Genomic DNA, 25,635 nt, shown 5'->3' with positions numbered 1-25,635 from the left:
CTAACTTCCTGAAATGCCAAGCAAAAACAGGGCCTGCCGCCATTCAGAAATCAGTGAGGCCAAGTTTCGACATCTTTTGCGCCTGTTTGCCATGGACTTGACCGCCACGGATGCCGCGCAGCTATGTGGCTTGTCCGTGCGCTCGGTCAATGCGCTATACCAGCGTATGCGTATCCGCTTGGATCGGCAGTGCGCCGCTCAGTCTCCTTTCTTAGGCGAGCTTGAGGCCGATGAGTCCTCTTTCGGCCCCAAGCGTATCCGGGGCAAACGTGGGTGTGGCGCGGGAGACAAAACCATCCGTCTTTGGTCTACTCAAGCAAGGCGACTGTGTCTATACCGAGATCGTTGTCGATGCCTCCAAGGCCACGCTGCAAGCCATTATTCGGGGCAAAGTGGCTCCCAACAGCATCATCCACACCGACGGCTGGCGAGGCTGCGACGGGTTGGTTGATTTGGGTTTGGACAAGCCCTTTCGGGTCAATCACGGCAGCAACGAATTCGTCAAGGGCTGCAGACACGTCAACGGCATCGAGTCTTTTTGGAGCCATACCAAACATCGGCTGGCGCAGTTTCATGGCGTGCGACGTGACAAGTTCGCGTTGCATCTCAAGGAGACCGAGTTCCGTTTCAATCATCGCCATCTCGATCTTTACAAGACACTGCTTGAACTGCTCAGGAACGAGCCTCTGCGAAGCGTTTGCTTCCTAAGCCCCTATTGAATATTAAGATGGAATCGGGTGGAAATGGCCCGAAAACTTAGGATTTATTGGAAAACCTCGTGAACGGGTACTGGAAAGGGGCGTCTTGCTCGACCGAATAGGTGAACCGGTTGGGAGTTTTCTGGCTCCCGCAGGAACAGCGTTTGATGCTAGGGCATTGGCTCCCAGAGCAGGAGCGTCCAATGTTTATGTATATGAAGTCATCAAGCCCTTGCCGGTGCTGGAAGGTGAAATTGCGCCTGCATTTGGGCAACCTGGCGGAGGCGTTCAAATACTCCCGAATGTTGGAACGCGAGTCAATGTACAGTGGTTGCTTGACAACGATTATATTGCTAGAGTAGAAAAGAGATGAATATTAATCAAATCAGACAACAAATAAAAGCATATGGCGCCATGATAGATGCGCCGCCGCAGATGTTAACAGTATTCGATCAACCGCAAGGCGATGGAACGCCGTTTGTTGTAGTTGACGAAGGTGGCTATAGATATATTTTCGAGGAGAGGGGCATGATCTTTGAGGAGCGAAAGACGAAAGACGGGGAACAATTACTTTACTGGATAATGGAAATTATTATATCCAATATGGCTTATAGTTACGAATTGGAGCACAGAGATCCGCAACGTGATCCACGAAGAATAGCCTTTGCCAAGGAGCTGGAATTGTTTGGGATAATAAACAAATCCTGGCGTCAATTAAAGAAAAGCAAACTGGATGAAATCCTGAAAAATAATCCGTTTGATGATGAAGTCATGAAGCGCAGATTGATGCGATAAACAAGAAGATCAATATATTCGAATGGCTCTTGTGTTTGGCCAGATCAGCCATTGATCCAGTGTGCACGGACTGAAGCCCGGCCCCTTCAACCACGCAGCAGCCAGCCGAACCCAGCTGGGGCCAGCGCCTGAACCGCAACATGCGGCAGTGGGGAAAGGGTGTCATCGACCGGCTGGATGAGGCTGCCGTAGCCGATGGCGGCGGCCTTGTGACAGCACTGGCCGCCTTAGCGCGTACACCGGCAAGGTCATTCACCAGCTTCATGCAAGGCACGGCAGGCACGGTTTCGCTGCTTGATGGCCGTGTGCGCGGAGAAATCTCNGCCGTAGCCGATGGCGGCGGCCTTGTGACAGCACTGGCCGCCTTAGCGCGTACACCGGCAAGGTCATTCACCAGCTTCATGCAAGGCACGGCAGGCACGGTTTCGCTGCTTGATGGCCGTGTGCGCGGAGAAATCTCTGATGGCCTGAGCCAGGTGATGAGCGATCCGGGCCTGATTGGACGGGCAGCCAGCAATTACTGGCGCAGCCGCACGCTCGCTGACATGGCGGCAGACCTTTATGCCGATGGAGCGGCCGGGGCCATGATGGGCGGAGCGGGAGCCGCAGCGCTTGGGCGGCTCAATCGTATGCCGGGGCTGGGCAGGGATGTGGGGGCGGATGTAGCGGCGCTGTATCGTGGCATCCGCAACCCCTTCAGACAGGAAAGAACATCACCGGGGAATATTGGAAATGACATTCCCATATCTGGCGGGCATGGCCCGAGAAGTTCTGCATATGGCGACCCGGAACGTATGGTTCATGGAGTCGCAAGCGGCAGGGAGTTTGACCCGACGCAAGCAGGCGGACCTGTGCGCAATCTGTCCACCGAAGGCGTTCGCATTACAAATCGGGGAATTGACGTCGTGGAAAGACATGTCTCAAGATTTCAACCAGATGAAGCCAACAATTTCATGATCGAACGGCTCAGAAGGATTGCTCAAGGCTCACTGGAACCAACGGAGTGGGACTTGAATTACTACACGCATGAATTGAGGGAATATGTCAGATACAGGCGTTTGGGTTGGGAATCAGGCGTTCCAGAAGATCCAATGGAAAGGCATATATTATGGAATCACACTCATACAGCCACACTGGAAGACTACAGATTGAATGACAATATGCTTTACCATCCGGAGGTGATACATGCTAAAGCCTGGTGAAATATTGCTAATCAAATTGATTCGTGATAATGCTGGAAAATTCAATTTTTATACCCTTGACAGGGCAGCGCGAAGGAATGGGTGGCTCGATCCAAATGATGGATATTTACTTGGCGTATTTTATTCTCTAGTTGATAGGGGATATGTCCTTGCAAATAAAGCAGAGGGTCAAATAGAACCCCACTATTGGATAACAGATGCGGGCGCTCGCGCACTGCAAGAAGCTATAGAAAGAAAACCATAATTTTTATTAGTGCAATTGAATTGCATCAGTCGCTGTCACTGAAGATGAATTTTCCACGTTATCTGTCGGCGAGCGCAGGCTGATTATTCGCGGCAATCACACTTCTGTGCCCGTTACTCCAGAAATGGGACGTGAATTGGCTCGCCAAGGGTGGCGTTGGTCTTCACATACCCATCCTGGAGAAACACCTCATGTATTGTGCTCGTCAAGTGGTGATAGGAGTGTCTTGGGAGCTATGGGGCATCAGAGATTTGGCTACGAAACTCTGGATCGCCCAAGGAGTCGAATATTAAATAGCAGGGGAGATGCAATAATATTCACTCCTGGCGGAGATAGTTTGCAAGGATGGAAGCCATGACAAAAAAGATACGTAAATTAGATGTAAAAAAAATGGAGCCCATTGCTAAAGAGGCTACGCGTAATGCGTTAAAGAATTATATTTGGCCTTCGGGCAGAGACGATGATCTTACTCTTGGCATTCGCCTTGAAGATGAATATGGCATTTTTGAGTTGTATTTCTCTGGCGAGCGCCCTGAAGATGCAATAGTATTAACCGAGGCACGTGTAAACCGGATCACAGGCGAAGTTTCAGTCAAGGTTTTTCTTCCGAAGAAACCGGAAGCGGGTAACTCGCCCACATGAATGACTGGCCAGCCGCTAGACCAATGCAGCCGCTACGCATGCGCCAGCGCTGGATATGAGTTTTTCATGGCGACTATGGCAAATAGATCATTCTGTCAGCGGGATGGCTTTGAGGTGAAACCCCAGGCGCTGGATTGTGGAGAGAGCTTTTGCCTGGCTGAGCTAATCGAGAAGATTGAGCAAGGGCTACGAGGTCAGCGTGACTTCAGCTGAAGCGTTCGTCAGGATCGCTTGCATTTGGTGCATGGCCGGGCTTTGGGGATCACTTTGAAGATAGGCTCTCAGGCTTTTAAAAAGATGGACTATGGCCGCCCACAGCGAATCAAACAGGCGCGCAGGCAAGCGCATGAATGAACGCATTGACAGATGTTCTGGCGGGCGCTTTCATGGGCGTTTTTACAGGCGTTTTCGAGAACGTTCTTGCGGGCGCGGGCCAGCCCCCCGCGCTGAAAGCGCCGCATGAAGCCCCAGACCGCAGGCGCGGGGTTGCTGGCGTGGCTGGCGGCCTGGGTGGCAGGCACGGCCTGTCAGGTGCTGGCTGCCTTGCCTGTGCCGCCGCAGTGCAGCGGTGCGGCCTTGGCGCTGGCCGTGGCGGCGGCTTTGGCATCCGGGTTGTTGCGCCGCTTGCGGCATGGCCGTTGGCTGCCAGCGTCTGGGCCGCTGGCGCTGGCCCTGCTGGTTTTTTCCGGCGCGGCGGCGGGCTGGGGTTCGGCGGGCGCGCACAGGGCCGCCCGCATGGCGCAGACGCTGCCTGCCGCAGCGCAAACGGGCGATGTGCGGCTCACGGGCATCGTCGCCGCCATGCCGCAGCGCGGCCCCACGGGTCTGCGCTTTGTGCTGGAGGCTGAAAGCGCCGCCACATGGCCCGGCAACACACCTCTGCACGTTCCCCGGCAACTGCAACTGGCCTGGTTCGTGCCGCCGGGCAGCGCCGCACCTGCACTGCGGGCGGGAGAGCGCTGGCAGCTCACGGCGCGCCTGCGCCCGCCGTATGGCGAGGCCAACCCGAATGGCTTTGATGCAGAGCTTTGGCTGTGGCAGCAAGGCATACGCGCCACCGGCTCGGTGAAAGATGCCGCCAGCGCCCGGCGGCTGGCGGGCACGCTTGCGCATCCCGTTGAACAGCTGCGCCAGTCGCTGCGCGACCGCCTGCTGGCGCGGCTGGCAGGGCAGGGCGGGGATGCAGCGGATTCCGGCAGGCCAGCCCATGCGCCGGAGGCAGCGGCGGAGGAAGAAGCAGATGAAGAACTGGCGGATGAAGGCAGCGCCCCTGACCGCCCATCTGACCGCCCGTCTGACCGCGCCCCTGACCGCGCCTTTCTCGCGGGCATCGTCGCCGCGCTGGCCGTGGGCGACCAGAACGCCATCAGCCAGGACGGCTGGGACGTGTTCCGCGCCACGGGCGTGGCGCACCTGATGAGCATCTCCGGCCTGCACATCACCTTGTTTGCCTGGCTGGCGGCTGCCGCAGTGGGCGGACTGTGGCGCGCCAGCGCGCGGCTGGGCTGGCGCGCGTGCCTTGTTGTCAGCGCCCCGGCGGCGGCGCTGACCGGCGGCGTGGCGCTGGCGGCGGGCTACGCGCTGCTCAGCGGCTGGGGCGTGCCCGCGCAGCGCACCGTGCTGATGCTGGCCGCCGTGGCGCTGCTGCGGCTGACGGGCTTGCGCTGGCCCTGGCAAGCCACCTGGCTGGCCGCCTGCCCTGCCGTGCTGGCGCTGCAGCCGTGGGCGCTGCTGCAACCGGGCTTTTGGCTCAGCTTCGTGGCCGTGGGCATGCTGTTTGCCAGCGACGGGCCGGCGGGCGGCTTTGCCTCCGGGGCGGATGAAGCGCCTGGCCTGTGGCGACGCGCGCGGCGCTTTTTGCGTGAGCAGGCGCGCATCACGCTGGCGCTGACGCCGCTGGGGCTGGTCCTGTTCGGGCAGGCCTCCGCCGTGGCGCTGGCGGCCAATCTGCTGGCCATTCCGTGGGTCACCTTCATCGTCACGCCGCTGGCGCTGGGCGGCATGGTGTGCCCGCCGCTGTGGCACGCGGCGAGCTGGGCGCTGGGGCCGCTGATGGCTTGGCTTCAGTGGCTGGCCGGCTGGCCCTGGGCCAGTCTCACCCTGCCCGCCGCCCCCGCCTGGATGGGGCTGGCCGCCGTGGCAGGCGGCCTGCTGCTGGCCCTGCGCTGGCCGTGGAGCTGGCGCATGGCGGGCCTGCCGCTGCTGCTGCCCCTGCTGCTGTGGCAGCCGCCGCGCCCCGCGCCCGGCCACTTTGATCTGCTGGCCGCTGACGTCGGGCAGGGCGGCGGCGCGCTCATCCGCACCGCGCGCCACGCGCTGCTGTATGACACCGGCCCGCGCTACAGCAGCGCCAGCGACGCGGGCCGCCGCATCCTCGCGCCCCTGCTGCAATCCCTGGGCGAGCAGCCAAACGGCATCCTCATCAGCCACCGCGACAGCGACCACGCCGGCGGCGCAAAGGCCCTGCTGGCCGCCGCCCCGCGCGCCTGGCTCATGGCCTCGTTTGACGCCGCCGCCCTCACCGGCGCACGCCGCGCCCTGCGCTGCCAGGCTGGCCAAAGCTGGGCGTGGGACGGCGTGCAATTTGCCGTGCTGCACCCCCTGCCTGCCGACTACGCCCGCGCCCGCCAGCAGCCTGATGGCGCGGGCGGCAACGCCCTGAGCTGCGTGCTGCGCGTGACGGCCCGCAATGGCCGCGCTGCCCTGCTCACCGGCGACATTGCCGCCGTGCAAGAGCTGGATTTGGCTGCCCGCGCCCGCCAGGGCGCCGCCGCCCGCTTGCGCGCCGACCTGCTGCTCATGCCCCACCACGGCAGCCGCCACTCATCTACCGACGCCTTTTTGCAAGCCGTGCGCCCCGCGCACGCCATCGCCCAGGCTGGCTGGCGCAACCGCTTCGGCCACCCCGCCCCGCAAACACTGGCGCGCTATGCCCGCCACGGCATCGCCGCCACCTCCACCGCCTACTGCGGCGCAGCCCTCTGGCAAAGCTGGCAGCCCGCGCAACTGCAATGCGAACGCCAGCGAGAAAAATGGCAATGGCCCTGGCGCACGCGGCCTGAAAAAGAAGATGAAGCCCTGCAAACCCTGGAAGCAGGCGATGGAAAAACGTCTGACGGGCAAGCAGCCCAATAAAACAGATGGCGCTCGTCACCCACTATCATCTGAGATGCTCCAGAAAGAAGAGCAAATTCAGACCTCAAGAAACCCCGGTAGCGCGCGGTTCTCTAGGACCTATTGCTATCAATCAAATAGCAATTAACAAGGCGAACCGGGCAAGCCAATGCGTAACAGACATCACGAACGGGCCTTCGCCGGCCCGCCCGCAAGATGCGGCTGCGCTGCGATCGTGAATCAACGAATCAAATGCACTTCAATTGCACCAAAGCTGCTTATTAGCTCCTAACAATCCACAATAAATGAGCATGCCGTCATCTTTTGAATGGAAAGCGGAGCGGAAAATTCAAACCTGTTTTCCGAAGGATAGGAATATGAAAAAAGCTCTTGATTTGCCGATGTTCTAACTGATGAGTTGAATGTAGCGCTTGCGCAAGAAGTTCAATTTCGGATTCTTCTTTCAAATGGGATCAGGTTGATATTTATGACAGACATCAGCAAAGATGACTTGTTCGTTCTATGCTGCTTGTGGGATGCCAGGGCGTATTGTCATCATATCGCTTCTGAAAATGCCGGCATCAGGTTTAATATTTCGTATAAACCGTTGGATGTGGAGGGCAGCATCAACAAATTGGCGAGGCTGAACCTGATAGATGCCCGTCGTTTTGCCGGTTAATCTGGGAAGTATGACGCCATCCCGTTTTTGCGAGCGCCTGGGAAAAGCGGAGGCATGATTATCGGACTGACCCCGAATAGCGGCAAATTGTGGGAAAGTCGTCTCGATCCTTGCTGGCGCGATTATATTGGATCCGATACTGTCGCCGTGGACGGAAACGATTATTGTAGCATTCATTCATTCTGTAGGTCCGTTTTGCAGTCATTGCTTGACGGCATCAGTGAACTGGATCATGCAGGCGGACTTCGCGCCGAAATCATCGAGGCGGAAAATATAATCTACTGGAAAGAGGGCCAGGGATACGCGGCAATTTTCATGAGCCAAAGCGGAACGCCAATCGATATTTCCGGCGCGCAATGGCATGAAATTTTATATGGCAGTTTAGATGCAGCAAGCTGCAAATTCCATGCCGATCTGTCATTCAAAATTCAGAGTCTATTGAATGGAAAATACGGAAAATTTTGCGCAGGGCAAAATTTTGGCAGGAGTTGATGCATTATCGTCATTTTGATTTGCAAGGATTGTTTGGGTATGACAGCATTTTCTCATGCGCACTTGCCACCTGCCTTGGCGCGCTGGTGTTAAGTATGATTCGGTATGCGAACGAGACTTCTTGTTTCAATACAGGAGCTTGCTCGAGAGCATGGCTTGTGCCTGGGAGTGGTACGTAAAATGTAACGAAACATGCAGGTTTCGCAGCCTGTAAACACACGACACATGAAACAGATGTGATACATTGCGGATACAAACGTATCGTATTCGTTGCCGCCGGGGAGATTCATGTTCAAGTTTCTGCGCTGGGTCTATGCAATGGGGTGGGCCAATGGGGTGGGCCGTCTTTGTGCGGCAAGGGCTGCTGTGGCTGGCCTTGGGCTGCGCTTTGTGGCCATTGGCTGCCCAAGCGCAGGAGGCGTACTGCGCGGAAGTGCGGATCGTCATTGAGCAGAAGCTGTCGCTGGAGCGGCAGGCGTTTGATGCGCATCTGGTGATTCGCAATGCCTTGCAGGACAAGATTGAAAACGTCCGGCTGGAATTGACTTTTGCTGATCAGGATCAAAAGCCTGTCACGGCAACAGCGGATCCCAATGCGGCAGGCGCCGTGTTTTTCCAGAGGATTGACCGCAAGGAGGGGCTGAGTGCGCTGGATGGAAGCGGCAGCATTGCGGGCGGCAGTGTGGCTGATGTGCACTGGCTCATCATCCCGGCGCAGGGTGCGGGTGGCGATACGGCCCATGGGCGCATGTACTTCATTGGTGCGAACTTGAGCTACACGTTGAACGGCAAGAGCACCAAAGTGGAAGTTGCGCCGGATTACGTGGTGGTGCGGCCTCAGCCGCTGCTGGCGCTGGATTACTTTTTGCCCACGGACGTGCAAGGCGACGACCCGATGACGCCTGCCGTGGAGCCGGTAGAACCTTTCACGCTGGGCGTGCGCGTGGCCAATGTGGGCGCGGGTGCATCCATGCGCACCAGCATTGAAACGGCGCAGCCCAAAATCGTTGAAAACCATCAGGGGCTGTTGGTGGATTTCCGCATTCTGGGCGGCTACGTGGGCAACGAATTGCAGGGCAAAAGCCTGCTGCTGGACTTTGGTGACATCGCCAGCCGGCAGGCCCGCATGGGGCGCTGGGTGATGGAAGCCTCGCTGGCTGGGCGCTTCGTTGAGTTTGATGCCAGCTTCACGCATGCAGATTCGCTGGGCGGCGCCGTCACTTCGCTTATCAAGCAGGTGCGCACGCACAAGCTGGTGCGAGACGTGCTGGTGGATCTGGATGGGCACGACGACATTGCCGACTTTCTGGCGGAAGAAGGCGGTGGTTATAGGGTGTATGACTCTGCAGGCGGCGACGCTGAAGTGGCGGATGTTTCCGCGCAGGCCCGGCTGACGCCCGCTTCGGGCAGCACGCAGCGCTTGGCCTTTCATGCGGCCAAGGGGTTGGTGCACGCCAAGGTAGCCGATCCTTTCAGGGGCCAGAAAAGCATTGCCCGCGTGGTGCGCAGCGACGGCAAGGTGCTGCCGCCGCAGAATTTCTGGCTTTCCAAAAGCCGCCAGGATGATTTGAGCTGGTCTTACTTCCTCCACGTGTTTGATGCTGACACAACGGGGCAATACGTCATTGAATTCGCGCAGGGCGAAAAGGCATCTCTTTCCGGCCTGGCCTGGCGTGACAGCAACGGCAACGGCGTGCGCGAAGCTGGTGAGCCTGCCGACGGCAACCTGCAAGTGCTGCTCAAGGGCGTGGACCTGGCCGGGCGCAACGTGCTGCAACAGGGCTACACCGACCCTGCGGGCGCGTTCAGCTTCACTGGCCTGATGCCGGGGCGCTATCAGTTGGAAGCCGTAGCGGAGGACGGCTGGGTGGATGGCGCCTGGGCAGCGGGCACGGCAGGCGGCGTGGTGCAGCCGGGCCTGATACGCGACATTACGCTGACGGCAGGCACGCACGCCAGCGGCTACCTGATTGCCCGGCGCAGGCCGGACGCGACACCGGGCGGCGAATCAGCCGACCTGGCTGTGCAGGCGCAGGCGCAGCGCTCGCAATTGCGCGGCGGTGAGCAAACCTCCGTCACGGTCACGGTGCGCAACGCCAGCGCGCATGCGGCGCAAGCCGTGCTTGTGCAGGCCAAAGTGCCGGATGGCCTGGCCTTGCAAAGCCATGCCGCCAGCCTGGGCCAGTATGCGGATGGCGCATGGGCGCTCGGCAGCCTGCCAGCGGGCCAGAGCGCCACGCTCACCCTGCATGTGAAGGCCGAGGCGGCCGCTGACGGCAAAGACCGCCAAATTGCCTGGCCTATCAGCGCGGGCGCGCGCACGGCAGACCCGCAAATATCCAACAACAGCGCTTTGCTGGGTTTGGTGGTGCTGGGCAAGGCTGGGGCGGCCAGTCTGGAGCAAACCCTGATGGCGCAGGCGCGGGTGCTGATGCTGGTTTCTTGCCCGCAGGCCGCGCCAGCTCAGCAAAGCGCTTGCGAAGAGCAGGTAGCCCGCATGGCCGCAAGCGCGCTGGCGGGGCAGGCGCATTCCGTGCAAACCGTCAGCACTCTGGCGGACTGGAATGCCGCGCAGCGCAGCAATGAATACAACATGCTGTGGCTGCACGGCGGCGCAGAAAAACTCGATGAACAGGCGCTGGCCGAACTGCGCGCTGCTGTGCGGCGCGGCGCGACCGTGGTGGCTGACGGTCTGCCGGGCGCGGGCAGCGGCCCGTGGCGCATCAACCAGCTGGCTGATGTGCTGGGCGCAGGCTTCGATGGGGCTAGCATGGGCAATGACTTGTCCGTCCAGTTCCCCGGCCAAGCATCCGCGCAGCGGACGACAGGGGCCTTGCATGGCATGAAACTGCATGCAGCCCGCCCGGGCCAGGTGGTGGCTACGGCCTTTGCTGGCGGCCAGCCTGTCATGGTCGGCTCCACATGGGGGCATGGTCAGTCCTGGGTAATGGGCTTTGACCTGCTGGCTTCCATACAGGGGCAGGCCAGCGCGTTCTGGAGCGCCTATGCCGCGCAGCAAGTGCAGGCGCTCACGCCCGTCACGCGCATTGAACCGGCACTGGCGGGCGACCGCCTGCCCGTGAAGATGACCGTTCACAGCCATGCCAGCGATGGCGCAGCGCAGAACGTGAAGCTGCGGCTGCCCCTGCCTGCGGGCTTGGCGGCGCAGGACGCAGAGCCGCCGCCTGCCCTCAGCCAGCCGCAGCAGCTGCAATGGAACTGGCGCCTGCTGGCGGGACAAAGCGAATCCGCGGCCTTGCGGCTGGCTTTGCCGCAGTCATCGCAAACTCTGCAAATCAAGACGCAACTGCTGGATGAGGCAGACAAGGCGCTCGATGAAGCGGCGCTGCGCGTGGCGGTGCTTGGCCTGGACGAAGCAGCCGAAATTACTGTGCAGACGCTGAAGGCGCTTTCCGCCGCTCAGCCTGCCGATCTGAAGCTGGTTGGGCAGGCAAGGCAGGCACAGAATGAGGGCAATTGGAAAGCCGCGCTCCAGGCCCTGGCGCAACTTCAGGTACGGCTGGAAGCATTGCCTCCGGGGGCTGGAGCGGATACCGCGCTACTGGATGTGGCGCGCTGGATGGGCGTGGCACAGCGCCAGCCGCAAGCCGCACAGCAGGAGCGCAAGCTGGTGGTGCGATCGGGTTCAGGCCAGTCTGCGCTGGTGTCCACGGCCTTCGCGCAGCCCTTGCAGCTACAGGTGCAGGATGTGAAAGGGCAGCCTGTAGCGGGCGTGCAGGTGCGTTTCAATGCGCCCGCCAGCGGTGCCAGCGCCAGCTTTAACGGAGCGGCCAGCGTGAACGCCGTCACAGACGCGCAGGGCTTGGCTACAGCGCCTGCGCCTGTTGCGAGCGCGGTAGCGGGCAGTTACGTCATTACCGCGCAGGCGCAAGGTGCGCAGCCCGTTGAATTCATGCTGACCAACGAGCCGCAAGGCGCGCCCGCTGCTTTCAGGCTGGAAGCGGTGGATGGCCTGAACCAGCAGGCCGCAGTTGGCGCGGCCTATGGCAAGCCCCTGAGCGTGCGTGTGGTGGATGCGCAGCAACGCCCGCGCACGGGCGTTGCCGTGACGTTCGCGTTGCCTGGCAGCGGCCCCTCGGCTCGCTTCGCTGGCGCTGGCTTGGACGCGCAAGCGCAAAGCGGCGCGGACGGGGTGGCGACATCACCCGCACTGACGGCCAATCACGAGCCGGGCAGTTTCGAGGTTCGCATCACGGCTGACGGCGCGGCGCAGCCGCTGCTGGCGCATATGACCAATCTGCCTGCAACGGCGCTGCAATCTGGCAAGCACTTTGAAGGCCAGACGGCCACGGGCACTGGCAAGGTGACCGCGACCGTATCCGGCGGCGGCGATGGCTGCGTGTTCGACCCGAACCGCACTCGCATGGCTGCGCCCAGGGGTGTATTGAAGCCGCTGGAGCATTTCTTGCTGCCGCACGGTCTGTTCGACTTCGAGCTGAAGGGCTGCACGCCTGGCAGCGAAGTGACCGTGACCACCACGTGGCCTGACCTCAAGGGCATCACCGGCTACATGAAATACGGCAAGAACCCGCTGTCGCGCAACAAGGCCATCTGGTACCCGGCCCAGGGTGTGCAAATCAGCGGCAACACCGTCACCTTCACCATTCGCGACGGCGGCTGGGGCGACGACGACCTGACGGTCAATGGCGTCATCAAGGACCCTGGCGGCCCCATCGTGGGCGCGCAGATCACGGCTGTTCCGGCGCTGGAACGCGGCTCGCTCTGGCTTCTGGGCGCGATGCTTGGCGCGCTGGCTGTGCTTCAGCACCGCCGCCGCGCAGGGCGTGACCTGCAATGAGGGCAGGAGCTGCCATGCGCCGTCTGCCTTTGTGTTGCTGGCTGCTGATCAGCGCGGGCGTCTTGCTGGCTTGCGCAAACGCAGGCCGCAGTGAAGCCGCGCGGTCTGACGAAGCGCCCGGCTGCGATAGACCACTCGGCGCGGCGGTCCGGGCCGTGCCGTTTGTCCGGCGGCAGGCCGCCGTTTACACAGAAGAAGAACAAGCCTGCTGGCTGCCGTGGGATCTGGCGCGCGCCGCTGCCGAAGCGCCTGGCGGGCAGTGGGTGGACGTGCGTGACGCGGGCCAGCGCCAGCGCCTGGCGCTGGAAGGCGTCATGGCTGTTGATCTGACCGATCTGCCGGACAAGCCGTTTCTGAAAGAACAGTCGCTTGTGCTGGTAGGCACGGGGGTGGATTTGCCGGAGCTGTCCAGGCAATGCGTTTTGTTGCGGCAAAGCGGCCAATACCGGAGCGTGCACGTACTGCTGGGCGGCTCACACGCTTGGCGGCAGGCTGGCCGCGCCGTCAGCGGCAGCCAGGCCAGCCTGCCCGCCGATCAGGTGGATGCGCAAGAGCTGTGGCAAGGCGCTGGCAATGGCGCATGGCGTCTGGCCGTGCTGGACATGCCGCCTGCTCAGGTCAGGGAGCTGGCTGACCGCCTGCCCGCTGCGGCGCAAGACGTTACCGATTTGGGAGCCGATGCAGTCCGGGCCTTGCGCCAGTTGCACGCGCTGGCGCGCCACCCTCTGCCGGCACCGCGCCGGTGGCTGGTGATCGCAGGCTCGCCGGAGCGTCTGGCCCAGGCGCGTCAGCTCTGGCAGGAGCAGCAGAACGGACAGAAGAACGCGCAAAACCGGTCTTCGGCCAGCGCAGTGATGTGGCTGGCTGGCGGCTGGCCAGCCTATGCGGAATATGTGCAACGGCAAGCAGCGGTGGCGGCCCATGCCGGCCAGCCTTTGCCGCCCTTGTGTGGAATTTGAAGGAAAACCCATCATGAAACCGGCCATCGTCCTGATGCTTTCAATGCTGCGCGAGGCTTTGCGTTCTGCGGCGCACCCGCTGCCTGCGTTTTTGCAGCGGCTCTTGCGGCAAACCCTGCCCTTCATGGGCCTGCTAATGCTGGCATGGGCTGCCTGCCTGGGCAGCGCGTGGGCAGCAACGGAAGTCACCGGAACGATTGCTTCCAGCACAACCTGGAGTGCGGCGCAGTCGCCCTACATCCTGCGGGGCGACGTGGTGCTGGATAACGGCGCAACGCTCACCATTCAGCCCGGCACGCAGGTACGCATGGCGGCTCATGCCAGCTTCACAGTCAGAAAGGGCGCGCTGCAAGCTGTGGGAACGGCGGCGCAGCCCATCACCATCACCTCTGACGCAGCCACGCCCGCACCGGGAGACTGGCTGCAATGGAAGCTGACGGCCGGCACGCAAGGCGCGCGCACCGTGCTTGAGCATGTTCACATGTCCTACGGCAGCGGCCTGGTTGTGGAAGGCTGCGCGCCCACGCTCAATTACCTGCTTTTGCAACATCACAGCGCGGCGGCCATCAGCATTGATCTGGCGGCTTCGCCTGTGGGCCAGGGCATTGTTGCGAAAAACAATGCCCTCAACGCCATTGCCGTTCCAGCGGGCACGATCCGGGGCGCGGTGGTCTGGGGCCTGGTGGGCATTCCCTATCTGGTCCGGCAAGGGGTGGTTCAGATAGGACAGGCGCCCTTGTCGCTGGAACCAGCCGCGCTCAAGCTCAGCCCCGGCGTTGTCGCCATCGTCCGGCTGGCGCTGAGCGAGCCGGCTGCGGCAGGCGGCGTCCAGGTGGATTTGAGCAGCAGCGTGCCGTCCGTGGCATCCGCCGCCTCTCGCGTCACGGTCGAAGAAGGGCAGCCGGGAACAGACGTGGAAATACAGGCGCTGGAACTGGGCCAGACCGTCATCACGGCCAGCCACGCCCGGTTGGGCGCGGCCACGCTCCAGGTGGAAGTGACTGATTTGCCCGCGCTGCAAATCACGCCAGCAGCGGCCACGGTGGGCGTGCAGCGCCCTTATGCCATGACGGTGCATGCGCCTCATGCCGCACCAGCCGGCGGCCTGAACGTAACGCTGGGCAACTCCGACAGCGCCGTTTTGCAAGCGCCCGCCAGCTTGCTGATTGCGGCGGGCCAAAGCAGCGCCAGCTTTGAAGTTACCGGGCTGCAAGATGGTGAAAGCCGCCTGAGCGCGCAAGCCGAAGGCTTGGGCACAGGTCTGGCCAGCGTCACCGTGCGTGGCAAGGCGCTGGTGTTGCCTGCCAGCCTGGTTGTAGCGCCGGGCGCGCAGGCGCAAGGCGTGCTGGAGCTGACCGAACCGGCGCCAGCGGGTGGGCTGACTGTCAGGCTGGAACTCAAGCCTGCGGGCGTGGCCACCGTGCCAGCATCCATCCAGGTGCCAGCAGGCGGCAGCCAGGCACGTTTTGATATCCGGGGCGTGGCTCTGGGCCAGGCGAAGCTGACGGCTTCTGGCGCCGCTTACCGGCAGGCTGTGGCGGCGGTGCAGGTGGACGCAATTTCGCTCGGCTTCGAGCCTGCCGGTGATCTGGCGCTGAACGTGGACCGCACGCGCACCCGCCGGGTCAAGCTCTCCAAGGCAGCGCCGGCAGGCGGCGTCACGGTTAAGGCCAGCGTGAAAGACCCCCAGATTGCCAGCGTCAGCCCTTCGGAAACCTTCGTGCCGCCGGGGCAGGTGTTCGGACAAGCGCCGCTGGCCATCAAAGGGCTGTCCCAGGGACAGACGAAGCTGGAAATTGCTTCGGACGGCCTGACGGGGCAGGCCATCGACGTGCGGGTGGATGGAAAGGCGCAGCTTCTTCTAGGCCTGCCCGGCGGGCGGAGCAAGGCAGTGGTGGGCAAGGGCCTGAAGATGCATCCCTACGAGCTGTATGTGCAAAGGCTGGTCGATGGCAAACCCGCTGCGGCAGGCGAGTCGGTGGTGGTGCGCTTGCGCTGCGTGTCGCAGGACGTATGCCGCGTGCCGGAAGCGGTCATCATCAAGGCCAGCGAGAACTATGCCTACGTTCCTGTCACGGGCGTTGGCTTGGGCAGCACGCAGATTGAAGCCCAAGCCGAAGGCATGGCGGCAGTGACGATGCCGATGGAAGTGATTGCGCCGCAGATTGTTTTTACCCATCTGGACGGCGCGCGCACGACAGCCAGCGTGCGTGATGACTTCTGGTTTGTCCTGCGCGTGCCGGGCGCGCATTACCAAGACAACCAGACGGCGGATCGGCCATTGACCGTTCAACTGGGCCTGACGGATCAGCAGCCTGCGGGCGTGGTCAATGGTTTTTACGACGGCAGCGGAAAACTCGTCAACCAGGCCGTGATCGCTGCGGGCAGCAATTCGGCAGGCCCGCTGTATGTGGCGCAGCCTGTGAAAGCGGGCACTTACCGCGTCAGCGCCAGCATTGCGGGCATTGCCAGCGGCCAGTCGGAAGTGCAGACGGTGCAAGCCGCGCAGCAGGCGGTGCAACTGGGCCTGCAAGGCGGCCTGAGCAAGTTGGTGGTGGGCAAAGGCCTGAAGGCCTTTATCCATGAGCTGTATGTCATGAGGATGGTCAATGGGCAGTCCGTGGCAGGCGGCGATGCCGTGAAGGTGCGCTTGCGCTGCGTGTCACAGGACGTATGCCGCGTGCCGGAGACGGTCACCATCAACGCTGGCGAGCGATACGCCTTTATTCCCGTGACAGGCGTTGGCCTGGGCAGCACGCAGATTGAAGCCCAAGCCGAAGGCATGGCGGCAGTGACGATGCCGATGGAAGTGATTGCGCCGCAGATTGTTTTTACCCATCTGGACGGCGCGCGCACGACAGCCAGCGTGCGTGATGACTTCTGGTTTGTCCTGCGCGTGCCGGGCGCGCATTACCAAGACAACCAGACGGCGGATCGGCCATTGACCGTTCAACTGGGCCTGACGGATCAGCAGCCTGCGGGCGTGGTCAATGGTTTTTACGACGGCAGCGGAAAACTCGTCAACCAGGCCGTGATCGCTGCGGGCAGCAATTCGGCAGGCCCGCTGTATGTGGCGCAGCCTGTGAAAGCGGGCACTTACCGCGTCAGCGCCAGCATTGCGGGCATTGCCAGCGGCCAGTCGGAAGTGCAGACGGTGCAAGCCGCGCAGCAGGCGGTGCAACTGGGCCTGCAAGGCGGCCTGAGCAAGTTGGTGGTGGGCAAGGGCCTGAAGGCCTTTATCCATGAGCTGTATGTCATGAGGATGGTCAATGGGCAGTCCGTGGCAGGCGGCGATGCCGTGAAGGTGCGCTTGCGCTGCGTGTCGCAGGACGTGTGCCGCGTGCCGGAGACGGTCACCATCAACGCTGGCGAGCGATACGCCTTTATTCCCGTCACAGGCGTTGGCCTTGGCAGCACGCAGATTGAAGCCCAAGCCGAAGGCATGGCGGCAGTGACGATGCCGATGGAAGTGATTGCGCCGCAGATTGTTTTTACCCATCTGGACGGCGCGCGCACGACAGCCAGCGTGCGTGATGACTTCTGGTTTGTCCTGCGCGTGCCGGGCGCGCATTACCAAGACAACCAGACGGCGGATCGGCCATTGACCGTTCAACTGGGCCTGACGGATCAGCAGCCTGCGGGCGTGGTCAATGGTTTTTACGACGGCAGCGGAAAACTCGTCAACCAGGCCGTGATCGCTGCGGGCAGCAATTCGGCAGGCCCGCTGTATGTGGCGCAGCCTGTGAAAGCGGGCACTTACCGCGTCAGCGCCAGCATTGCGGGCATTGCCAGCGGCCAGTCGGAAGTGCAGACGGTGCAAGCCGCGCAGCAGGCGGTGCAACTGGGCCTGCAAGGCGGCCTGAGCAAGTTGGTGGTGGGCAAGGGCCTGAAGGCCTTTATCCATGAGCTGTATGTCATGAGGATGGTCAATGGGCAGTCCGTGGCAGGCGGCGATGCCGTGAAGGTGCGCTTGCGCTGCGTGTCACAGGACGTATGCCGCGTGCCGGAGACGGTCACCATCAACGCTGGCGAGCGATACGCCTTCATTCCCGTGACAGGCGTTGGCCTGGGCAGCACACAAATAGAAGCTAGCGCGGCCGGTTTTGAGCCTGACGCAATGGTGGCGGAGACAGTAACGCCTGCGCTGGCATTCGCGTATCCAGCGCCCGCGTCAATGCAGGCGGGGCAAAGCTTTGGCTACCTGTCTGTGCGGGCGAACGTGCCCGGCGCTTACTACGCTGACAACCAAATGCCTGCGCAGAACATGGCCATCACCTTCACCAGTTCGGTGCCCTCGGCGGCCAGCGTGGCGGCTTCGGGTGTGTGGAACGCGGGGGAGGGGGCTTCAGGCGGCGTTGTCATCAAGGCGCTGGCCGCAGGCGTGACCCGCATCACGGCCAGCGCGCCGGGATTTGCGCCTGTGACCAGCGCGCCCATCGTGGTTCAACCGTGAGGCTGCCATCATGAAAACCTTGTTTCGCACACTGTTTGCAGCCCTTGCGCGCCGCCCAGGCACAGAGCGGAAAGAAGGCGCTGAATCTGCTCCTTGTTTCGTAGCAATACGTCCTAGTGCAGAAAGCGCAGAACGGCGTTTTGGTCCCCTTGAATCTGCTCCTCTTTTCAATGCCTGTCTGCCAGCTGGCGTGAGGGTGCGCGCGGCCAGGCGGCTGGCTGGCGCGGCGCTGGCCGCTGCCTGCCTGGCGGCGCCGTGGCCCGGCCATGCCCAGGCGGATGCCACGGCCAGCCTGAGCGTGGCCGAAGGCGTCATCGTCAAATTCGGCGCGGGCGCGGGCCTGCGCGTGCGCGGGCAGCTGAGCACGGCAGCGGGCGTGATGTTCACCAGCCAGGCGGATGACCAGGCCGGAGGCCAGACGGGCGCTGCGCCCGGCCAGCCCCAGCCAGGCGATTGGCTGGGCATTGCCGTCGCGCCTGAAGCAAAACCCGGGCGCCTCATGCTCGACGGCCTGAGCGTTCGCTACGCTGGCGGCGTGGCGGGTCAGGGCGTTTCAGGCGAAGGCGGTGCGGCCCTGAGTCTGCCCGGCGGCGCCTGGCGCTTTGAACGCCTTGACTTGCAGCACAGCGGTGTGGGCCTGCGCGTCACAGGCGAAGGCTCGCCCGTCATCACCCAGTCCCGGCTGGAAAACAACGCCATCGGCCTGCTGGCGCAAAACGGCGCCACGCCTGTCATCAGCGGCTCGTCCATCGCTGGCAACAGCCGCTACGGCGTGCAAAACCTGCTGCCTGCGGCCGTCGTCAATGCCCGTGGCAACTGGTGGGGCCACATTTCAGGCCCGCGCGAAGCCACGAGCAACCCGCAAGGGCAGGGCAATGCCGTCAGCGCAGGTGTGGACTGGGGCCAGCATTTGGCCGCGCTGCCCATGCTGGACTGCACGGCGACCCCCGTGGGCGGCTACCTCACGCGCCAGCGCGCTATTGAGCTGCGCTTGGTCTGCCCGCAGGCGGCCCACTACCGCATTGCCGAGCAGTCTGACTTTGCTGGCGCAGCCTGGCAAAGCATGACCGGCACGCCCACAACGGCCCGCCACACACTTACGCCCGAGCCGGGAGACAAGCGGCTTTACGTGCAGTTCCGCGCAGCCGACGGCAGCCTGGCCGCCGTGGCCCTGCCGCGCGCCGTGACTTATGCGCCCACCGGCTGGGCCGTGCAGTTCGAGCAGCCCGCAGAAGGGGCCGTGCTCACGGTCGACACGCTCATTGCCGTCTCCGTGAGCGACGCGCAAGCCGCACGTGAAATCGAGCTGCTGGCAGACGGCCAGCGCCTGGCCCTGCTGGCAGCCGTGCCGCACCAAACCACTTATCAGGCCACCTGGCCGCTCGCGGGCGTGCGCAACGGCCTGCACACCCTCACCGCCCGCGCCACCAGCACTGCTGGAAAAGTGGCCACCACCAGCCGCCAAGTCACCGTGCAACGCTCTGGCGGGCCAGCTGGCAAAGGTCCCGCCCTAAGCCTGACCTTTGCCGGCCAGAGCCTGCAAGCGGGCAGCGTCATCACCCAGCCCGGCATGCTCACCATCCACGCCGAGAGCGACGCTGGCGTGGCGCAGATTCAGGGCCTGATCGATGGCGTGGCCGCATTCAGCAGAACCTGGGCCAATACCCAGTCCGTCACCCTCAGCCAGTTTCTGGATTTCGCGCAGCTGGCCAACGGCAGCCACACCCTTGAGGTGCAGGCCAGCGACGGCCAGGGCGGCCAAAGCAGCCAGAGCGTGAACTTCACGCTCCAGATGAGCGCGCCGCCCGCACCCGTTATCACCGCCCCGGCTGATGGCGCCAGCGTGGCCGCGCCGCAAATCAGCGTTACCGGCACGGCCGCCCCCGGCTCGCGCGTGCAAGTGCGCGTGGACGGGCAGCCTGCTGGCGCGCCCATTACCACGGGCTTGAGCGGCAGCTTTGCCGCCACAGTCCCCCTGGCTGAAGGGACGCACAGCCTCACGGCCGTGGCCGGCAACGCCCAGGGCAACAGCGCCGAAAGCCGGGCCGTGCACGTCAGCCGCACCGTCAGCGCGCCCAGCCTCATGTTCATCAGCCCGGCAGAAAACGCTGCCCTGAATGCCACCTTGAGCGCTGAAGCTGAAGTTGCCGTCAGCGCCCTGGACGCCAGCGGAATCGCCAAAGTTGATCTGTACGCAGACGGCAAGCTGCTGGCCAGCCGCACGCAAGCGCCCTGGTCGGCCCGCTGGAAACTGAAAGGCGTGCCCGATGGTGCCCACGTGCTGCGGGCCGTGGCCACCAGCGCTGCGGGCAAAACCGCTGAAGCCCGGCGCACCGTCACCGTGCAAAGAACAGATGCCCCCGCACCGATTCAACTGCCCTACGCCGTGCGCGGCATCAGCGCTAGCCCGGCCGAATCCTTTGGCAGCACCCCCATCCGCATACGCGGCGAAGCCATCAGCTCCGGCGGTGGCAATGGCGCAAGCGGTCAGCCGGTTCCTGGCGCGCCCCTGCTCATGATCTTGCGCGTGCAAGGCTTTGAGCGCCGCATCCACCTGCTCAGCGACAGCGCCGGGCGCATTGACTACGAATTCGTGCCGCAAACAAGTGATGCGGGCGTGTACGAAGTGCGCGTCATCCACCCGCAAGATGCGGCCTGGGCCAGCCGCGCCCCCCAGGCGCGCTTTGCCATCAACCGCCTGAGCGTGGATTGGGAGCAATACAAACTCAACGCTGTGCGCGGCGTAGCCGGCACAGCCACCCTGCAAGTGAGCGCCAGCGCAGGCGCGGGCGCCACGGGCGTGCACTGGCGGGCCGAGCCGGCCGACCAGCCCTCGGGCAACCTGCCGCCTGGCATCAGCGTACAGCCCGGCGCGCCAGTGGACATTGCCGCAGGCAGCACCGTGCCAACCAGCATCACCCTCAAAGCCGAACCAGGCGCGGGCGCGACAGGCACCGTCATCCTCAAACTTTTTGCCAAGGAAAGCGGCAAAGAGCCGCGCGCGCGCCTCAAACTCGACTACCAGCTGCATGAAGCGCGCCCGGGCCTTGTGCCCGAACCGGCGGCGCTGGAAATCGGCGTGCAGCAAGGCCAAAGCGCCAGCGGCAAGATCACCCTCACCAACAAAGGCTACAGCGCCGCGCAAAACGTGCGATTGGCCCTGCTCACGCGCGAAGGCAAAGCCCCGCCCGGATGGATACGCCTGACCAGTGGCGCACAAATCGGCGCACTGGCTCCAGGCCAGGGCAGCGCCATCCAGATTGACGCCAGCCCGGATGGCAAAGTGCCCGACGGCTACCACCCGCTCCAGCTCCAGGTCAGCGCGGACGGCGCAGCCGCGCCCGTGACAGTTCCCGTCACCGTAGCCGTTGCAAAGGAAGGCAAAGGCGGCGCGCGCTTCAAGCTTGTGGACATCTACACCAACACGCCAGACGCCCAGGGCAGGCCCATAGCCGGCCTGCAAGGCGCGCGCATCACGCTCCAGCACGAAACCCTCACGGGGCAAATGCACACCGCCACCACCAATGCGGCAGGCGTGGCCGAATTCAGCCAGCTCACCCCTGGCCACTGGCGCTGGCGCGCCAGCGCGGCGAACCATATGGACGCCAGCGGCCGCATCAACGTCAAAGCCGCCCTCACGGCCAGCGAACGCATCTTTCTGGACTACCAGCTCGTCAGCGTCGAATTCAACGTCACTGAAACCACCGTGCGCGACGTCTACGACATCGTCCTCGAAGCCACTTACCGCACCGAAGTGCCTGCTCCCGTAGTGCTCATGGAGCCTTTGAGCATCAACCTGCCGCAGCTGCAAAAGGGAGAAGAAATCACCGGAGAAATCACCCTGAGCAACTACGGCCTCGTGCGCGCGGACAACCTGCGCTTTACATGGCCCGCAAGCGACGAGCACTACCGCTACGAATTCTTTGGCGAACTGCCCCGGCAGCTGGCCGCCAAAAGCCGCATCAGCATTCCCTACCGCATCACGGGCATCAAGCCCTTGAGCAAAGGCGTGCGCGTCAATACCCAGGTCATCAGCGAGCTGATCGGCCGGGGCCTGGGGCGCCAGCCCAGCGTGCAAGTGCAACAGGCCATCCGCCAGTTTCTGGAGCAAGGCCAGGCGCAAGCCGTGGCGGGCGCCACACCGGCAGACACCGCACGCCAGGCCGCCAAAGCTGCCAGCTGCTCGAGCTACCAGACACAAGCGTGCGCGGCCTACGAATTTGACTGCGCATCGGGCGATACCCGCAAAGACGGTGCCTGCACCAGCTTCACGCGTGTGAGCGGCACAAGCTGCGGGGCTGGAAGCGGCGGTGCTTCGGGAGGCAACATCTGGGGTGGATACCCCAGCGGCGGCGGCCGGGGAGCTGGCTCTTCTACGCGCCGCTGCACGCTGCTTTCCAGGCGTGGGGGGTGCCCGCCTGTGGCGCGGGCGGTGCGCAGCACGGGCAGGCCCTGGGCGTATTCGAGGATGTCGCCGCTGCCCTGCGCGCCCGCCTGCGCCAGCTCGCGCAAGCCGCGCTGGAACAGCCGCCTGCGCNGCACGCTAGGCGCCAAAGACGGCCGGGGGCCGGACGCCCTCACCGAACACTACGCATACGACAGCTGGGGCAACCTCACCGAAATGCGCGATGCGGCGGGCCACAGCAGCCGCGCCAGCTACAACAGCCAGGGGCTGATCACCAGCGAAACCGACCCCTTGGGCCACACCAGCCGCCTTGAATACGACGCGGCAGGCAACCTCACCAGCGAAACCGACCCCCTGGGCCACACCCGTCGCTACGCATACGACGCCCGGGGGCGCCTCACATCCATCACCAGCGCCAGCGGCCACCAGCAAACGGCCCGCTACGACAAAGCCGGCCAGCTTGTCGCCTGGCGCAACGCCCAGGGCCAGCAAAGCCGCATCGACTACGCAGAAAACGGCCTGCCCCAAACCCTCACCCAGCCCAGCGGGGCGCAATGGAAAGCCAGCTACACCGAAGCCGGACAAATAGCCAGCCTCACCGACCCGGCCGGCAACACCATCGCCGTGGACTGGGGCCAGAAAACAGGCAGCCCCAGCGCCCTCATGCAAGGCATCCAAACCCCCGGCTGGAGCGAGCGCTACGGCTACAACCCGCGCGGTCAGCGCACCCAAACCATCCAGACCCCCAACGCCAGCGGCAGCGGTGGCAACACCAGCCTCATCACCGGCCAGGCCTGGGACGCCGAAGGCAAGCTCATCAGCACCACGGACGCGCAAGGCAACACCACCTTGCACGAATACGACGCCCTGGCGCGCCCCACAAAAACCACCGACGCACTGGGCGGCATCACCCAACAAAGCTGGGACGCACAAGGGCGCCTGCTCAGCGTCACTGACCCGCTGGGCCACATCTACCGCTTTGAATACGACCCGGCCGGCCGCCTCATCAAGGAAACCAACCCGCTGGGCCAGGCCACCGAATGGCAATACGACCCTGCGGGCCAGCCCACGCAGCGCACAGCCGCAGACGGCAGCCAAACGCGCTACGAATGGAACAAAGCCGGCCAGCTCATCAGCAAAAGCACCCACGCCCCCCACGGCGCCTACCCCCCAGACGCCAGCGCGGCCCTGAGCGAAAACATCCGCTACAGCTACGACGCCGACGGCCAGCTCACCGCCTACGAACAAAAAGACGCAAACGGCCAGCTCATCAGCAGCGCCCGCTACCAAAGAGACGAACAAGGGCGCATCACCCAAACCAGCCTGACCTATGCCAAGGCAGACGGCAGCACCTTCACCCACACCATCGGCCAAAACTACAACGCCGACGGCCAGCTGCAAAGCCAAAGCTGGCCCGACGGCAGCCGCCAGGACTTTGCTTGGGAAAAAGGCCGGCTCAAACAAATCAGCCTGCCCGACCAAAGCCGCATTGCGCTAGGCGCCTACCAATGGCTCATGCCCGGCCAAATCGAGCTGCCCGCAGGCGCGCGCATCACGCAAAAGCCCGACGCCTTCCAGCGCCTGGCGCAACTGCAAGTCACCGGAGCCAAACCCCAGGGCGCCGGAGCCAACGCAGCCCAGCTACTCCAGCGCCGCTACAGCCGCAACCTGGCGGGCCACATCACACGCATCGAAAGCGAAGAAGGCGCCAGCGCCTACGCCTACGACCGCCTGGGCCGCCTCACCCAGGCCGAGCCAGACCAGGCGCTGCAAGAAAAAGGCCTGCCAAACGAAGCCTACAGCTGGGACGCCGCAGGCAACCGCCTGAGCAGCGCCCACCAGGCCGGAGCGTGGACCTACAACGAAGCCAACCAGCTGCTGCAATACCCCCGGGCGCTCGACGAAAACGCCCCCGCGCAGCAAAGCCAAACCGAACAAGTCAGCGCCAGCTACAACGCGCAGGGCCACCTCATCAAGGAAACCGGCGCAGGCTGGGAAAGAAACTGGCGCTACAACGCAGCAGGAAGACTCAGCGAAATCAAGGACAGCGCAGATGGCTTCACCGTCCAATACCGTTACGACCCCTTTGGGCGAAGAATTGCCAAGACTGTTACGCAAGGCGCAACAAGCCGCACCACCTACTACATCAACGGCGAAAGCGCCCTGATGGCCGAAGCCGATGAAGAAGGCCGGATCACCAGAGCGTACGGATTCAACCCCCACACGCAGCAAGCCAGAACCAACGAGGAGGACGAAGACGCAGAAGAAGGCAGCCTGTGGAGCACCGACCCCATCTGGCAGGCTGACCTTGCAGCAGGCCAGAGCCTCAAAGAAGCCAGCTACCACTACCTGGTCACAGATCACCTGGGAACGCCCGTATTGGCGCTGAACAAGGCGGGCGAGACGACGTGGAAAGCGAACTACGAGGCTTTCGGCAAGGCCAGAATCAATCCGGCCTCAACGGCGCAAATCAACCTGAGACTGCCGGGCCAGTACTTTGATGCGGAAACGGGGCTGCACCAGAACTGGAACCGGGACTATGCGCCGGGCATTGGCAGGTATGTGCAGGCAGATCCCATTGGGCTGGCGGGGGGCATAAACGTCTATGGGTATGCTTATGGAAACCCGGTGGCGTTCTATGACCCGTCGGGAGAATTTGTGCCACTAACTACTATACTTTTACGTGGAACAATCGGTGGACTTATTAATATGGGAACCATATGGGCACTTAATGGAATACACGGAGTTAGACCTTGTTCTAGCTATAAAATGGCATTTTTAAATGGTTTTGTGGGCGGTATTATTGGTGGAGTCTTTGGAGCAGCTGTTACGGATTTATTAAATCAAACTGGATTCTCTATTTCCAATCTCAGAAAGGTTGATTGGATATCGGTTGCGGTAACCGTTGTTGGTGGAAAATTTGTTGATAAGGGTATAGAGTTTGCAGTAGAAACTGATATGTTCAGGAAAGGTATCAGTCTCAGATCTGAACATAAAAACTTAATTGAAGGCATAGTGGGTACGCCCGTAGGGTATGCTGCTGGAATTTTTTCTGGCTCCGCTTATAATCACTATGTGATATTAAATCAATCTTCATCTGATACTTGTTTTTGCGCCAATGGAGATAAGTAAT

The 25,635-nt window shown here is 62.7% G+C and carries 12 protein-coding genes and 1 pseudogene; 12 read left to right on the top strand and 1 reads right to left on the bottom strand.

Features of this window, described 5'->3' with window-relative positions:
- The first annotated feature begins 13 nt into the window (after positions 1-13).
- The 5 genes and pseudogenes from C1720_RS11775 to C1720_RS11755 all read left to right on the top strand — a co-directional run bounded on the left by C1720_RS11775 (position 14) and on the right by C1720_RS11755 (position 3,581).
- Positions 14-719, top strand: a pseudogene (locus tag C1720_RS11775) (IS1595 family transposase).
- A gap of 13 nt (positions 720-732) precedes the next feature.
- Positions 733-1,071 carry a TNT domain-containing protein gene (locus tag C1720_RS14645; protein ID WP_102284336.1) on the top strand — a complete coding sequence of 113 codons (339 nt, stop codon included), beginning with the start codon at positions 733-735 and terminating at the stop codon, positions 1,069-1,071.
- Entirely contained in the window at positions 1,068-1,493 is a 426-nt protein-coding gene (locus tag C1720_RS11765) for an Imm63 family immunity protein (protein WP_050716253.1), read from the top strand. Before C1720_RS14645 ends, C1720_RS11765 begins: the two co-directional genes overlap by 4 nt.
- Before the next feature lie 1,185 nt (positions 1,494-2,678).
- Positions 2,679-2,939, top strand: a complete 261-nt coding sequence (locus C1720_RS13305) for a hypothetical protein (RefSeq protein ID WP_146007022.1) — start codon at positions 2,679-2,681, stop codon at positions 2,937-2,939.
- A 354-nt stretch (positions 2,940-3,293) separates the two neighbouring features.
- The gene (locus tag C1720_RS11755; RefSeq protein ID WP_199171006.1) at positions 3,294-3,581 is read left to right on the top strand and encodes a hypothetical protein; all 288 of its coding nucleotides are present in this window, start codon (positions 3,294-3,296) and stop codon (positions 3,579-3,581) included.
- 186 nt (positions 3,582-3,767) lie between these two features.
- Here C1720_RS11755 and C1720_RS13860 read toward each other — a convergent pair whose 3' ends face one another.
- Entirely contained in the window at positions 3,768-3,929 is a 162-nt protein-coding gene (locus tag C1720_RS13860; protein ID WP_158241728.1) for a hypothetical protein, read from the bottom strand.
- Between the two features lie 111 nt (positions 3,930-4,040).
- Between C1720_RS13860 and C1720_RS11750 the strand changes: the two genes are divergently transcribed.
- From C1720_RS11750 to C1720_RS11725, 7 genes are all read left to right on the top strand, one after another.
- The gene (locus C1720_RS11750) at positions 4,041-6,716 is read left to right on the top strand and encodes a DNA internalization-related competence protein ComEC/Rec2 (protein WP_102284335.1); all 2,676 of its coding nucleotides are present in this window, start codon (positions 4,041-4,043) and stop codon (positions 6,714-6,716) included.
- 466 nt (positions 6,717-7,182) lie between these two features.
- The gene (locus C1720_RS13855; RefSeq protein WP_102284334.1) at positions 7,183-7,374 is read left to right on the top strand and encodes a hypothetical protein; all 192 of its coding nucleotides are present in this window, start codon (positions 7,183-7,185) and stop codon (positions 7,372-7,374) included.
- A gap of 54 nt (positions 7,375-7,428) precedes the next feature.
- Positions 7,429-7,866 carry a hypothetical protein gene (locus C1720_RS13300; protein WP_146007021.1) on the top strand — a complete coding sequence of 146 codons (438 nt, stop codon included), beginning with the start codon at positions 7,429-7,431 and terminating at the stop codon, positions 7,864-7,866.
- 331 nt (positions 7,867-8,197) lie between these two features.
- Positions 8,198-12,685 (top strand): choice-of-anchor U domain-containing protein, encoded by a 4,488-nt coding sequence (locus C1720_RS11740; RefSeq protein WP_158241727.1) that lies wholly within the window; start codon positions 8,198-8,200, stop codon positions 12,683-12,685.
- 14 nt (positions 12,686-12,699) lie between these two features.
- Positions 12,700-13,644 (top strand): rhodanese-like domain-containing protein, encoded by a 945-nt coding sequence (locus tag C1720_RS11735; RefSeq protein ID WP_102284332.1) that lies wholly within the window; start codon positions 12,700-12,702, stop codon positions 13,642-13,644.
- A 13-nt stretch (positions 13,645-13,657) separates the two neighbouring features.
- Positions 13,658-18,097, top strand: coding sequence for a beta-helix domain-containing protein (locus C1720_RS11730; protein ID WP_146007020.1), 4,440 nt, complete (start codon positions 13,658-13,660; stop codon positions 18,095-18,097).
- A gap of 10 nt (positions 18,098-18,107) precedes the next feature.
- Positions 18,108-25,634, top strand: a complete 7,527-nt coding sequence (locus tag C1720_RS11725; protein ID WP_439650760.1) for an Ig-like domain-containing protein — start codon at positions 18,108-18,110, stop codon at positions 25,632-25,634.
- The last annotated feature ends 1 nt before the right edge of the window (position 25,635 follow it).

It is taken from the genome of Ottowia massiliensis, assembly GCF_900240305.1.
Lineage (GTDB): Bacteria > Pseudomonadota > Gammaproteobacteria > Burkholderiales > Burkholderiaceae_C > Ottowia > Ottowia massiliensis.
The sequence above is the reverse complement of the archived record's forward strand: the minus strand, read 5'-3'. Positions and strand labels throughout refer to the sequence as shown.